General features: G+C 40.2%; 14 protein-coding genes, 1 tRNA gene and 1 riboswitch. Of the genes, 10 read left to right on the forward strand and 5 right to left on the reverse strand.

Annotation, left to right across the window (positions count from 1 at the left end):
- Positions 1-2,271 (forward strand): pneumococcal-type histidine triad protein (locus N8O43_RS00005; protein WP_261088927.1); only part of this gene is annotated, 2,271 nt, incomplete at its 5' end.
- Positions 2,272-2,306: 35 nt separating this feature from the next.
- On the opposite strand, the gene pepT is transcribed toward N8O43_RS00005, so the two are convergent.
- Positions 2,307-3,530, reverse strand: a complete 1,224-nt coding sequence (pepT, locus tag N8O43_RS00010) for a peptidase T (protein ID WP_261088929.1) — start codon at positions 3,528-3,530, stop codon at positions 2,307-2,309.
- A 153-nt stretch (positions 3,531-3,683) separates the two neighbouring features.
- Here pepT and hemH point away from each other — a divergent pair, with 153 nt between their 5' ends.
- Complete coding sequence (gene hemH, locus N8O43_RS00015) at positions 3,684-4,778, forward strand: ferrochelatase (protein WP_261088931.1); 1,095 nt, start codon at positions 3,684-3,686, stop codon at positions 4,776-4,778.
- A gap of 41 nt (positions 4,779-4,819) precedes the next feature.
- On the opposite strand, the gene mscL is transcribed toward hemH, so the two are convergent.
- On the reverse strand, positions 4,820-5,200 hold the full coding sequence (gene mscL / locus N8O43_RS00020) for a large conductance mechanosensitive channel protein MscL (RefSeq protein WP_000910199.1): 381 nt from the start codon (positions 5,198-5,200) through the stop codon (positions 4,820-4,822).
- 84 nt (positions 5,201-5,284) lie between these two features.
- Positions 5,285-5,716, reverse strand: coding sequence for a GtrA family protein (locus tag N8O43_RS00025; protein WP_153199080.1), 432 nt, complete (start codon positions 5,714-5,716; stop codon positions 5,285-5,287).
- A 28-nt stretch (positions 5,717-5,744) separates the two neighbouring features.
- Positions 5,745-5,841: riboswitch (PreQ1 riboswitch) on the forward strand.
- On the opposite strand from N8O43_RS00025, the gene N8O43_RS00030 reads away from it, so the two are divergent.
- The 4 genes from N8O43_RS00030 (at position 5,839) to dapA (ending at position 8,943) form a co-directional block, all read left to right on the forward strand.
- Complete coding sequence (locus N8O43_RS00030) at positions 5,839-6,348, forward strand: QueT transporter family protein (protein ID WP_000737072.1); 510 nt, start codon at positions 5,839-5,841, stop codon at positions 6,346-6,348. (Overlaps the previous riboswitch by 3 nt.)
- A 99-nt stretch (positions 6,349-6,447) precedes the next feature.
- A tRNA-Thr gene (locus tag N8O43_RS00035) sits at positions 6,448-6,520 on the forward strand.
- A gap of 354 nt (positions 6,521-6,874) precedes the next feature.
- Positions 6,875-7,951, forward strand: coding sequence for an aspartate-semialdehyde dehydrogenase (locus N8O43_RS00040; RefSeq protein ID WP_261088938.1), 1,077 nt, complete (start codon positions 6,875-6,877; stop codon positions 7,949-7,951).
- A gap of 56 nt (positions 7,952-8,007) precedes the next feature.
- Positions 8,008-8,943, forward strand: a complete 936-nt coding sequence (gene dapA / locus N8O43_RS00045) for a 4-hydroxy-tetrahydrodipicolinate synthase (protein ID WP_020902846.1) — start codon at positions 8,008-8,010, stop codon at positions 8,941-8,943.
- Positions 8,944-8,986: 43 nt separating this feature from the next.
- Here the strand turns inward: dapA and mnmE are convergent, their stop codons facing one another.
- Together mnmE and N8O43_RS00055 are read right to left on the reverse strand one after the other, a co-directional pair.
- A complete protein-coding gene (gene mnmE / locus N8O43_RS00050) occupies positions 8,987-10,360 on the reverse strand; it encodes a tRNA uridine-5-carboxymethylaminomethyl(34) synthesis GTPase MnmE (RefSeq protein WP_261088941.1) in 1,374 nt (457 codons plus the stop codon).
- 137 nt (positions 10,361-10,497) lie between these two features.
- Positions 10,498-10,680, reverse strand: a complete 183-nt coding sequence (locus N8O43_RS00055) for a 4-oxalocrotonate tautomerase (protein WP_001117401.1) — start codon at positions 10,678-10,680, stop codon at positions 10,498-10,500.
- Between the two features lie 122 nt (positions 10,681-10,802).
- On the opposite strand from N8O43_RS00055, the gene N8O43_RS00060 reads away from it, so the two are divergent.
- The 4 genes from N8O43_RS00060 to N8O43_RS00075 are packed head-to-tail and all read left to right on the forward strand — an operon-like array spanning position 10,803 to position 13,891.
- A complete protein-coding gene (locus tag N8O43_RS00060) occupies positions 10,803-11,393 on the forward strand; it encodes a thymidine kinase (RefSeq protein ID WP_153199083.1) in 591 nt (196 codons plus the stop codon).
- On the forward strand, positions 11,390-12,469 hold the full coding sequence (gene prfA / locus N8O43_RS00065) for a peptide chain release factor 1 (protein ID WP_001028792.1): 1,080 nt from the start codon (positions 11,390-11,392) through the stop codon (positions 12,467-12,469). Before N8O43_RS00060 ends, prfA begins: the two co-directional genes overlap by 4 nt.
- On the forward strand, positions 12,469-13,305 hold the full coding sequence (gene prmC, locus N8O43_RS00070) for a peptide chain release factor N(5)-glutamine methyltransferase (protein WP_153199084.1): 837 nt from the start codon (positions 12,469-12,471) through the stop codon (positions 13,303-13,305). The genes prfA and prmC overlap by 1 nt, the downstream gene beginning before the upstream one ends.
- Positions 13,289-13,891, forward strand: a complete 603-nt coding sequence (locus N8O43_RS00075) for an L-threonylcarbamoyladenylate synthase (protein WP_173876100.1) — start codon at positions 13,289-13,291, stop codon at positions 13,889-13,891. The genes prmC and N8O43_RS00075 overlap by 17 nt, the downstream gene beginning before the upstream one ends.
- Position 13,892 lies beyond the last annotated feature (1 nt).

The following is a 13,892-nucleotide window of genomic DNA, read 5'->3' on the forward strand; positions in this document are numbered from 1 at the left end:
CCAGCTCATGATGACGATCACGATGAAGATCATCATGGACACCATCATGATGAAGACCATGATCACGGTTTTGATGCTAATCGTGTCATCAGTGAGGATGAACAAGGCTTTGTCATGAGTCACGGAGACCATAATCATTACTTCTTCAAGAAGGATTTGACTGCTGATCAAATCAAGGCAGCGCAAGACCACTTGAAAGAGGCAAATACAGCAACACCAAATCCAGCTCATGATGACGATCACGATGAAGATCATCATGGACACCATCATGATGAAGACCATGATCACGGTTTTGATGCCGATCATGTCATCAGTGAGGATGAGCAAGGTTTTGTCATGAGTCACGGAGACCATAATCATTACTTCTTCAAGAAAGATTTGACAGCAGAGCAAATTAAGGCTGCACAAGACCATTTGAAAACACATCATGATGCAGAGCCTGTAAAACCTCTTGCTAAAACGGTAGAGTCTTTCTCAAGAGATGCTAGCGATGAAGAAAAGATTGCTTATATTTCTAAGACCTACGGTGTTCCACTTGAAGCTATTAGAATCTCAAACGGCTTCTTTGTCTTTGGAAATCCAGACCAAGCCTACGATCCAACTCATATCCACCCATATGCTGTTCGTAAGGAACATGTGCGTCTTCCGCTACAAACTGGCAATCCAGAACTTGATTTCCTAAATGAACTCTATACCACTGCTTTGCGAGATGGTGTGTCTCCTTATAGCTTACAGGTAGAAAATGGTAGTTTTGTGATTCCTCATGGCGATCACAATCACTACATCAAGGTTCAAACTAAGGGATATGAAGTGGCTTTGAAAAACAAGATTCCAGCCCTACAATCCAATTATCAACCTGGAGCTTTTGATGAGAAGGCAGTCTTGGAAAAAGTGGATCAACTTCTAGCTGATAGCAGAAGTATCTACAAAGACAAGCCTATCGAACAAAGACAGATTGAGTTAGCCTTAGGTCAGTTTACTGAAAACATGAAGAAACTGGCAACTAACTCTACAGCAGGTTATCTTGCAATCCTTGATCTCTTTGATAAGCAATATATCCATATTGATGAAAGTGTCAAACCTGTTGAAACAAGCGCTCTAGATAAGAAATATCAAGCCTTGATTGATAAAATCAATACACTAGATACAGATTCTTATGGACTTCCTAAGAAAGACCTTCTCGTTCGACTCCAGGAAGCTAAGTTGGCTAAAGATGAGACTGGTTTAGCAGCTGTTGAATCACAACTTCAAGCTCTTCAAGACTTCAATGATCGAACAGGTGTTACAACTGTAGAATACATCAAGTATTTCTACGAACACGTAAATGACGGTCGTTTAAATGATGAACTTCGAAACAAAGTGGCTCAGTTGACTTGGACCTTGTATCAATCTCAATCCTTCCTTAAGGCAGCAGAATTGAACAGATTATTCCCAAGCATCTATCAGGCAAAACAAGAGGTGGAAGAAGCTTTGAAAGCTCAACCAACTACTGCTAAATCGACTCAGACAGTTCTAGATACTGAAAAAGTAGATAACCAAACTGCCAAGACAGCTATTTATGGCTTCTTGAAAGAATTGTACGGAGACTTTATGCCTGAAGAACATGTCAATCATGTTAGCAAGGAAGAAGTAGAAAGTCTTTTGAACAAGGCAAATCAACTCTTGGGACAAATCCAAGAAGAAGGAATCAGACAATCCTTGGCAGAAGAAGTAGAAAATCTCAAAGCTGCCACAAACAAGGTTGATGCAGACTTGGATGAAGTAAACAGTCAGATAAAAGATGTCTTGACTCGTATCGCTAGCGCTCTTCAACAAGAGAAAGAAAATGCTGAGCAAGATCCTCAGACACTTATTCTCTATCAGAAACTCTACGATATTCTCATGTCGCTTCATGCTTATTTAGAAAACAACAAGGGTTCTGATGAAGACTTTGATAAGGTGGATGCATTACTAGATCAACTTTCTGCTAAGAGTAAAGATAAGGCTGCTTTACTTGAATTGACAAAAGCTATTCTGGTCTTGAATCAAGAAATCAAGTCAAAATCAAGTGCGAGTGAAGAAGCAACTCCAGCAACAAAAGCTGAATCGAATGCTGATAGCACAAGTGCAGAGAATCAACCAAATGTAGCTACAGAATCTAACAGTGAAACTGCAAGCGACGAAAACAAACCGAGCAACACAACAGATTCTAAACCTGCTGAACCAGCTTCAGAAAAGGAAACAACAGAATCTACAATAAGTACTGGAAATCAAGAAAAACCAGCAGAATAAAAAGAAAGGCGAAGTAGCTGAGCTACCTCGTCTTTTTAGTCTTTATAAGCTACGATACCAATGATGGTATCAACTGCACGTTCCATAGTCTGAAGGCTGACGTATTCAAAACGTCCGTGCATATTTTCTCCTCCCGCAAAGATATTAGGAGTTGGGATTCCCATAAAGGAAATCTTAGAGCCGTCTGTCCCTCCACGGATTGGTTCGATTATAGGAGTGATACCCAAATCTTCCATAACTGCTTTGGCAATGGTAATTGGAGTCATATCTTTTTCAATGACTTCTTTCATATTGTAGTACTGGTCTGTCAAGTTTAGGGTGACACGGTCGCTACCAAGTTCTTGATTCATCTTATCAGCGATAGACTGCATAGCTGCTTTACGCGCTTCAAAGGCGTCTTTTTCAAAATCACGAATGATGTAGCTTGCACGCGCCTCCTCAACGCTTCCAGCCACATCCATAAGATGATAGAAACCTTGGTAGCCATCAGTTAACTCAGGTCGGTCATTCTCTGGAAGTTGATTATGAAAATCAATTGCTAACTGAAGGGCGTTAACCATTTGCCCTTTGGCAGTACCAGGGTGGACATTGCGTCCTTGGAAATGCAATTCAGCACCCGCTGCTGAAAAGGTCTCGTACTGAAGCTCACCTAGTGGCCCACCATCAACTGTGTAGGCAAAATCAACATCAAAATCTTCTGCATCAAATTTATTAGCACCAACACCGATTTCTTCATCTGGACCAAAACCAACACGAATCTCACAGTGTTTGATTTCAGGATGGGCAGTCAGATATTCAATGGCAGTCATAATCTCAGCAATTCCTGACTTGTCATCAGCACCTAGCAAGGTTTTTCCATCTGTTGTGATGAGCGTTTGTCCTGGATATTTCTCAAGACTCTTAAAGTCAGCTGGATCGAGTTTGAAACCAGAATTTCCAAGTTCAATCACACCACCATCGTAGTTTTCAATTACCTGTGGATTGACTCCTTCGGCATTAAAGTCAGCAGTATCCATGTGAGATATAAAGCCAATCTTACATGTTAAAGATGGATCGTTGGCTGGTAAGGTCCCAATTGCAAAACCATTTGGTAGATAATAAACATTTTGTAATCCAACACGTTTCATTTCTGGAATAAGAACATTTGTAGCAAAATCTACCTGACTCTGCGTACTTGGAGTAGTAGTAGAGTGTTCATCAGAGCGCGTGTTGATCTTAACGTAGGTTAGGAATCGGTCCAAGAGATTGGGATAAGTCATAAAAAACTCCTTTTGAATTCATTTTTTCCATTGTATCATAGAAAAGAGAGAAAAACAAAAGACAGAAGTTAGGGAAATTCGCTATGTTGGCGTTTACTTATTAATGGATAAATGATAAAATAAACCTGATAAAAATATCACAAGGAAGCGATTATGAAAAAAGCAATTTTAATGATGACTTTCGGTTCGCCAGAAGAGATTACCTTTGAAGGTGTGGCTGATTTTTTCACAAATATTCGTCGTGGAGTGAGACCTCAAGACCACGAAATTCAGACTCTCTATGATAATTATGTACGAATTGGCGGCACGCCTCTGCAAAAAATTACCCGAGAAGAGGTTGCCTTGGTAGAAGCTAGGCTGGGGAATGAGTATAGTGTTTATTTTGCTAATAAGTTTTCCAAACCCTTTATTCCAGATGTGATTGGTCAGATGGAAGCAGACGGAATCGAGCAGTGTATTTGCTTGATTTTGGAGCCCCATTATTCTTTTTACTCTGTCATGGGATACGAGAAATTTTTAGAAAGCAAACAAATTAAATTTTTAGTTATCAAGGACTGGTATCAAGAAGAAGCGCTCTTAAACTATTGGGCAGATGAAATTGCTAAGATTTTAAAAGAAGAAGTAAAGCAGAATAGCTTTAAAGTCATCTTTTCAGCCCACAGTGTCCCCATTTTTGCCTTGGATTTTGGTGATCCTTATATCGATCAAATTTTTAAAAATAGCAGGCTAGTCGCTGAAAAACTAGGTTTGAGTTCTGAGCAATATACTAACACATGGCAAAGTGAAAGTGATATCGGGATTCCATGGATTAAGCCAGATGTCTTGGAGTATCTCAGAGAACAGACAGAACATCCAGATCATTATATTTTTATTCCTATCAGCTTCATCAGCGAGCATATTGAAGTCTTGTTTGACAATGATGTGGAATGTTATGACTTATGTCAGGAATTGGGGGTGAACTATCATCGTCCACCAATGCCAAATACGGATTCACGTTTGATTGATGCCTTAGTTAATACAGTCAGAGTTAATGAACATCAAGAATTTAAGGAATTTCTCCCAGAAGAAGAAACCTTTGATGAGTTAGTTCCTTCAGATGAGACTAAAAATATCTTGGCCGAATCTCAAGATTTACAAATGCCGGAATTTGTGAAAAAACTGATTGAGAAAAAAGGTCGTGAAAATGTTAAAATGCCTTATCTTATTAAGAAAATGCTTGAGAAAGCAGGTAAGTTACCAAAAGAGTAAAGAAAAAAGGATTTAGCTTTGCGCTAGATCCTTTTAATCGATTATTTTTTCTCAAGAAGAGCTTTGATTTCTTGAAGTACTTCCAATTCAGTTGGTCCAGCTGGAGCTTCTTCAACAGTTTCTTCTTTCTTAGTAAGGCTTTGGGCTTTTTCCATAGCTTTAATAACGAAGAAGAGAACAGTACCTACAACAAGGAAGTTGATAATAGCACTCAAGAATTTACCATATGTAACACCATTCCATGCAAGCTCAGCGATGTTTTGTACTTTCGCAGCTTCCAAGGCTGGGTTCAATAGGAGTGGAGTAATGATATCGTTAACAAATGAAGTAACGATTGCACCAAAAGCAGAGGCAATGATCACACCGACAGCAAGGTCAACAACATTACCACGAAGCAAAAATGCTTTAAGATCTTTTAACATTTTCATAATTTCCTTTCAAAAAAATTCTTACTCTTAATTATATATTGATTAAGAAGTTCTTGCAAGCTATATGTAAATTTTTTCTTATTTTTTAAAAATAAATACCTTACTAAAAATGTAATTGAGGATAATTATCAAGAATTGTGAAATAACGGTTTCAATACTATTAACCTTGTCTATATTATTATTTACAAATTGCCCGATAATATTAGGAAACTGAGTTACAAAGATAAAAGTTAAAAACAAGTCTAAAAGAAAAGTAGAAAGACGTGCTATAGTAAATTTTACTAAACGGCTTGGCCAATTCTCTCTAGCTTGCTTAAAGACAAGCCTATCATTTGTAATAAATGCAAATAGGATACCGATACTATTTGCTAGTCCAGTAGCAAGCAGTTCTTTATGGGTTAATTGATAAATGACTAATCGGGATAGAATGGAGACAAGAGTAGTTGCTATACCAAAAAAGAGATAGGCTAAGAGCTCATTCTCGAAGAGACTTTGAATGCGTTTTTTCATACTTTTAGTATAGCATAAAGCAAGTTATTGTGCTATACTAGTAAGGTTGATTGAATCAACCCTTGGTGCTTAGCTTCTTTCACCAAGCATATTACACGCGGGCAACCGCCAAAGGAGAAAAGATGAAAAAATTAACTATTCGTGATGTTGCAGATATTGCAATTGTTGCTGCTATCTATGTCGTTTTAACTGTCACACCACCCTTAAATGCTATTAGCTATGGTGCTTATCAGTTTCGCATTTCAGAAATGATGAACTTTATGGCTTTTTACAATCCTAAGTATATCATCGGAGTTACTATCGGTTGTATGATTGCTAATTTCTTTAGCTTCGGACTGCTAGATGTCTTTGTTGGTGGTGGTTCAACCTTGGTATTCCTCAGTCTAGGTGTTTGGCTTTTTGCAAAATATAGCAAGGATTATCTTTTTAACGGATTGATTCGAAAAGATCATTTCTTCTTCTCAATCCTCTTTTCAATTTCTATGTTTACTATCGCTGCCGAGTTGAATATCGTAGCACAATTACCATTTTTCCTTACTTGGTTTACAACAGGGATTGGTGAATTTGCCTCATTGATTATTGGAGCGATTATTATTGGTAAAATTGGTCGTCGAATTGATTTAAGCAAATAGAAGAAGATAAGCTAGGTAGCTATTACCTGGCTTTTTCTTATGGAAAATTTCTAAGAAAACTTGACAAGTTTTTCTAACTATAGTATACTTTTTTAGTAAGCTGATTTAGCTCAGTTGGCAGAGCGCATCCATGGTAAGGATGAGGTCGCCGGTTCAATCCCGGCAATTAGCATGATAGAAACAAAATGACCTTGGGGGACCAAGGTTTTTCTTATAGACCTGTATAAATGAAGTGAAAGCGTTTTGGCTGTTGACAAAAGTGACTTTATCTAGTAGAATAGAAGATGCGATGAGTCGATAGGTAGTCTTCGGACTACTATTGAGCATAAGGAGGTCATAACGCAGGAGCGGACCTTGATGAGTTGTGTGAACCTGCTCATCACATGAAGATGCCTCTTAGTCCCTGGTCTAGCGACTGGGGATTTTTATTTTCCAAAAAATGATGAAAAAGCTTTGCAATTCATGGAAAAAGTAGTATAATACATCTATTATAGAAATTTTTAGAAAATTCCGAAAGAGGTTATTTATGGGATATACAGTTGCTGTAGTCGGCGCGACAGGTGCTGTCGGTGCTCAGATGATAAAAATGTTGGAAGAATCAACACTTCCAATCAATAAAATTCGTTTACTTGCTTCTGCACGTTCAGCGGGCAAGACTTTGAAATTTAAAGATCAAGATATTACGATTGAAGAAACGACTGAAACTGCTTTTAAGGGAGTTGACATTGCTCTCTTTTCAGCAGGTGGTTCTACATCAGCTAAATATGCACCATACGCAGTTAAAGCTGGAGCGGTAGTAGTAGATAATACATCTTACTTCCGTCAAAATCCAGATGTTCCTTTGGTTGTTCCAGAGGTTAATGCTCATGCACTTGATGCCCACAACGGTATCATTGCCTGCCCTAACTGTTCAACAATTCAAATGATGGTGGCTCTTGAGCCAGTTCGCCAAAAATGGGGCTTGGACCGTATCATTGTTTCAACTTACCAAGCAGTTTCAGGTGCTGGTATGGGAGCAATTCTTGAGACACAACGTGAACTTCGTGAAGTCTTGAATGATGGTGTAACCCCACGTGATTTGCATGCGGAAATCTTGCCTTCAGGTGGTGACAAGAAACATTATCCTATAGCCTTCAATGCTCTTCCACAAATTGATGTCTTCACTGACAATGATTACACTTACGAAGAGATGAAGATGACTAAGGAAACTAAGAAAATCATGGAAGATGATAGCATTGCAGTATCTGCAACATGTGTGCGTATTCCAGTCTTGTCAGCTCACTCTGAGTCTGTTTACATCGAAACAAAAGAAGTGGCTCCAATCGAAGAAGTAAAAGCAGCTATCGCAGCCTTCCCAGGTGCTGTTCTTGAGGATGATGTAGCTCATCAAATTTATCCGCAAGCTATCAATGCAGTGGGTTCACGTGATACCTTTGTTGGTCGTATCCGTAAAGACTTGGATGCTGAAAAAGGAATCCACATGTGGGTTGTTTCAGATAACCTTCTCAAAGGTGCTGCTTGGAACTCAGTTCAGATTGCAGAAACTTTGCACGAACGTGGCTTGGTTCGTCCAACAGCTGAATTGAAATTTGAATTAAAATAGTCATATTGTTTAGGAGTTCAGATGAACTCCTTCTTTGAAATAGAGAGGTGTTTCTCATGTCTTATCAAGATTTAAAAGAGTGTAAAATCATCACAGCCTTTATTACTCCCTTCCACGAGGATGGTTCCATCAACTTTGATGCCATTCCAGCCTTGATTGAGCATTTATTGAGCCATCATACGGATGGAATTCTTCTCGCAGGGACCACTGCTGAGAGTCCAACTTTGACGCACGATGAGGAGTTGGAGTTGTTTGCGGCTGTACAAAAAGTTGTCAATGGACGTGTTCCTTTGATTGCGGGTGTGGGTACCAATGATACGCGTGACTCTATCGAGTTTGTCAAAGAAGTAGCAGAATTCGGTGGTTTTGCAGCTGGGCTTGCTATAGTTCCTTACTACAACAAACCTTCTCAAGAAGGAATGTATCAGCACTTTAAGGCCATTGCAGATGCTTCTGACCTACCAATTATCATCTATAACATTCCAGGTCGTGTGGTTGTCGAATTAACTCCAGAAACCATGCTTCGTTTGGCTGACCATCCAAATATTATTGGTGTCAAAGAATGTACCAGCTTGGCCAATATGGCTTACTTAATTGAGCACAAGCCAGAAGAGTTCTTGGTCTATACTGGTGAGGATGGTGATGCTTTTCATGCCATGAACCTTGGTGCGGACGGGGTTATTTCTGTTGCATCCCATACAAATGGGGATGAAATGCACGAGATGTTTACTGCCATTGCAGAAAGCGATATGAAGAAAGCCGCAGCAATTCAGCGTAAATTCATTCCTAAGGTTAATGCCCTCTTCTCTTATCCAAGTCCTGCTCCAGTTAAGGCTGTTCTTAACTACATGGGATTTGAAGCTGGACCAACTCGTCTACCTCTAGTTCCAGCACCAGAAGAAGATGCCAAACGCATTATCAAGGTTGTCGTAGATGGCGACTACGAAGCGACTAAGGCAACCGTAACAGGTGTCTTAAGACCAGATTACTAATAAGACAATAAAATCCATGACCGAATGAACGATCATGGATTTCTTATTTTCCTAAACAGAATTGGCTAAAGAGTTGGGTGATGAGTTCATCTGGAGCAGCATCTCCAGTGATTTCTCCGAGTATTTCCCAAGTACGAGTCAAGTCAACTTGAAGCAAGTCAACTGGCATACCTAGTTCCAGCCCTTCATTAACAGCCTGTAGGCTTTCAACAGCCTTCTCAATCAAGGAAATATGACGGGCATTTGACAAGTAAGTAGCGTCTTGCTCCACCAAACCAGCATTTTCAAAGAAGAGGTTGTTGATTCGCTCTTCAATCTTATCGATGTTTTGGTTTTTAAGAACTGAAATGCGGATGACGTCTTCAGGTAGTTCTGAAGTTTCAATCGTTTCTGGCAGGTCGGTTTTATTAAGAAGAATAATGCGGTTTGTATCCTGACTAATTTCAAGCAGCTGTCTGTCTTGCGCTGTCAGCGGTTCACTGGCATTTAGCACTAGAAGAACCAAGTCAGCTTCCTTAAGAGCTTTTTTCGAACGCTCAACACCGATTTGTTCAACGATATCATCCGTTTCACGAATACCAGCTGTATCAATCAATTTGAGAGGAACACCATTGATGTTGACGTATTCTTCAATGACATCACGGGTTGTACCAGCAATATCTGTGACGATAGCCTTGTCCTCACGCAAGAGGTTGTTGAGAAGGCTGGATTTCCCAACATTGGGACGGCCGATGATTGCTGTGGAAATTCCTTCACGAAGGATTTTACCGCGACGGGCTGTCCTAAGGAGATTAGTTAGCAATTGCTCAAACTCCATAGTCTTCTCACGGACAACAGCAGTAGTGGCTTCCTCAACATCGTCGTACTCAGGATAGTCGATATTAACCTCAACTTGAGCAAGTGTGTTAAGGATTTCTTGACGGGTATTATTGATAAGATCAGAAAGGGAACCATCTAATTGTTTGACTGCAATGTTCATGGCCTTGTCTGTCTTGGCGCGGATGATATCCATCACCGCCTCTGCCTGTGTCAAATCTACTCGACCGTTTAGAAAGGCACGTTTGGTAAATTCACCAGGTTCTGCCAACCGAGCTCCTTCACGAATCGCTAGTTGTAATATTTCATTAGTGACTGCAATCCCACCGTGGGTGTTAATCTCGATAATATCCTCACGAGTGAAGGTTTTTGGAGACTTCATAGCCCCAACCATAACCTCGTCCATGACTTTACCTGTCTGAGGATCAACAATGTGACCGTAGTTGAGAGTGTGGCTAGTAACCTTGCTCAAGTCTTTTCCTTTAAAAATCTTTTGCGCAATAGCAAAACTTTCTGTTCCGCTCAGACGGACAATACCGATAGCCCCTTCACCTAGTGGAGTAGAGATAGCAGCGATGGTATCAAATTCACGTGTAATCATAATATTTCCTTTAATTAATAGCTCTTTTCTTGGAAATTTTCCCAAGTCTCTTTTCAAATTGTAACAAATTTAGGCTATTTCTTCAATGGATGCTACTTGGAGATTGAAAAAGCCTAAGCAATTCTGCTTAAGCTAGATTATTTGGTGCGCATTTCACCTTGAGGGAAGTAAGTTCCTTCTGGCATGTCGTTGATGATGACATGGACAGCAGATTGAGGGGCTCCAGTGTTGCGAACAACAGCTTCTGTTACTTCCTTAGCAAGAGCCTTCTTTTGCTCGAGCGTGCGTCCTTCAAATAAATCGATACGTACAAATGGCATAATAGCTTCCTCCACTAGTTTTGATTTCTTCTATTTTACCACATTTTGCCGTTTAAAGCTTAAGAAAATTATGATATACTAGAATGTAGCAAAAATTTAGAAATGGACGTGAAGCAAGAAACATGGCACAGTTGTATTATCGTTATGGGACCATGAACTCTGGTAAGACGATTGAGATTCTCAAGGTGGCCTATAACTATGAGGAGCAAGGAAAAGGTGTTGTGATTATGACCTCAGCTCTTGATACTCGTGACGGTGTTGGCTATGTGTCGAGTCGTATTGGCATGAAACGCCCTGCCATTGCGATTGAGGAAACAACTGATATCTTCGGCTATATCCGAAACCTATCTGAAAAACCATACTGTGTGTTAGTTGATGAGGCTCAGTTTCTCAAGCGTCACCATGTTTACGACCTAGCTCGTGTTGTTGATGAGTTAGACATACCTGTCATGGCTTTTGGTTTGAAAAATGACTTTCGCAATGAACTGTTCGAAGGTTCCAAATATCTCTTGCTCTTAGCAGACAAGATTGACGAAATCAAGACCATCTGTCAGTATTGTAAGAAAAAGGCAACTATGGTTTTGCGAACACAGGATGGACTACCAGTTTACGATGGAGAACAGATCCAGATTGGTGGAAATGAAACCTATATCTCAGTTTGCCGTAAACATTATTTTGCCCCTGAAATCAATAAGGAGAATGAAGAAAAATGAACATCTATGATCAACTACAAGCTGTAGAAGACCGTTATGAAGAATTAGGAGAGTTGCTCAGTGACCCAGATGTAGTTTCGGACACCAAGCGTTTCATGGATCTTTCCAAAGAAGAGGCTTCTACTCGTGATACGGTAACAGCCTACCGTGAGTATAAACAAGTCCTTCAAAACATCGTTGACGCTGAAGAAATGATTAAGGAATCAGGCGGAGATGCGGACTTGGAAGAAATGGCCAAGCAAGAACTCAAAGATGCCAAGGCTGAAAAAGAAGAATACGAAGAAAAACTGAAAATCTTGCTCCTTCCAAAGGATCCAAACGATGATAAGAACATCATCCTTGAAATCCGTGGCGCCGCTGGTGGAGACGAAGCAGCACTTTTCGCTGGAGATTTGCTAACCATGTACCAAAAGTATGCTGAAGCCCAAGGCTGGCGCTTTGAAGTTATGGAAGCTTCTATGAATGGTGTCGGTGGTTTCAAAGAAGTCGTTGCCATGGTTTCAGGTCAATCTGTTTACTCTAAACTCAAGTACGAATCTGGTGCCCACCGTGTGCAACGTGTCCCTGTGACAGAAAGCCAAGGCCGTGTTCATACTTCAACAGCAACAGTTCTTGTCATGCCTGAAGTCGAAGAAGTAGAATACGATATTGATCCAAAAGACCTTCGTGTCGATATCTATCACGCCTCTGGTGCTGGTGGACAGAACGTCAATAAGGTTGCGACTGCTGTTCGTATCGTTCACTTGCCAACCAATATCAAGGTTGAGATGCAGGAAGAACGTACCCAGCAGAAGAACCGTGAGAAGGCCATGAAAATCATTCGTGCGCGTGTTGCTGACCACTTTGCTCAGATTGCACAAGATGAACAAGACGCTGAGCGTAAGTCAACAATCGGTACTGGTGACCGTTCAGAACGAATTCGTACTTATAACTTCCCACAAAACCGTGTTACAGACCACCGTATTGGATTGACCCTTCAAAAACTAGATACCATTTTGTCTGGTAAATTGGATGAAGTCGTGGATGCCTTGGTGCTCTATGATCAAACACAAAAATTAGAAGAATTAAACAAATAATGAAATTAGCTCAATTATTTTCAGATTTTGAAGAAGAGTTGATAAGACAAGGAGAGGAAGCTGAAAGCCTCTCTTTTGTCTATCGTAGCCTGAAAAATCTTTCTTTTACAGATTTTGTCTTTGCCCTCCAGCAAGAGGTAAACAAGGAAGAAAAACAATTTGTAAAAGGAATTTTCCAACAGTTAGCAGCTCATAAACCAGCCCAGTACATCATTGGACAGACAGATTTTTATGGAATGCAGTTAACAGTTGATGAGCGAGTATTGATCCCTCGTCCAGAAACAGAGGAGTTGGTGGGGCTTATTCTGGCTGAAAATCCTGAGACGAATCTTTCAGTTCTGGATATTGGAACAGGTAGTGGAGCTATTGCTCTCGCTCTAGCAAAAAACAGACCAGATTGGTCAGTGACAGCAGCAGATATTTCCCAAGATGCTTTAGATTTAGCTAACGAAAATGCTAAAAATCAAAATCTTCAAATATTTTTAAAAAAATCTGACTGTTTTACAGAAATTTCTGAAAAATATGATATAATTGTTTCCAATCCACCCTATATCTCTCGTGAAGATGAGTCAGAGGTCGGCTTGAATGTTTTGCATTCGGAGCCTCATCTAGCTCTCTTTGCAGACGAGGATGGCCTAGCTATTTACCGTAGAATTGCGGAAGATGCAAAAGACTATCTCAAAGATGGTGGTAAGATTTACCTTGAAATTGGATACAAGCAAGGTCAAAGTGTTCCTGAACTTTTTAGGAAGCATCTTCCTGAAAAACGTGTAAGAACACTTAAGGATCAATTTGGTCAAGATAGGATGGTCGTGGTTGATGATGGACAGTATTAAACAAGAGTTGGAAAATGGTGGAGCTGTCGTTCTACCTACAGAGACAGTTTACGGTCTTTTTGCCAAGGCTCTAGACGAAAAAGCAGTTAATCATGTATACCAGATTAAACGTCGTCCCAGAGACAAGGCGCTCAATCTTAATATCGCCTCTCTAGAGGACATTTTGTACTTTTCTAAGAATCAGCCAACTTATCTACAAAAACTTGTAGAGACCTTTTTACCAGGTCCCTTAACCATTATTCTCGAAGCTAATGACCGAGTTCCCTATTGGGTCAATTCTGGTCTTGCAACTGTTGGATTTCGGATGCCTAGTCATCCCACTACCCTTGATTTGATTCGAGAGACAGGACCCTTGATTGGGCCGTCTGCCAATATTTCAGGTCAGGAAAGTGGAGTGACCTTTAATCAAATTCTAGAGGATTTTGACCAAGAGGTTCTGGGTCTGGAAGACGATGCTTTTCTAACTGGACAGGATTCAACTATTTTGGATCTGTCTGGAGACAAGGTGAAAATCTTACGTCAAGGGGCCGTTAAGCGAGAAGATATTCTTGCTCGGTTGCCAGAGATTTCTTTTGAGGAGGCATGAA

This window comes from Streptococcus mitis, from assembly GCF_946190335.1.
Taxonomy (GTDB): domain Bacteria; phylum Bacillota; class Bacilli; order Lactobacillales; family Streptococcaceae; genus Streptococcus; species Streptococcus mitis_CH.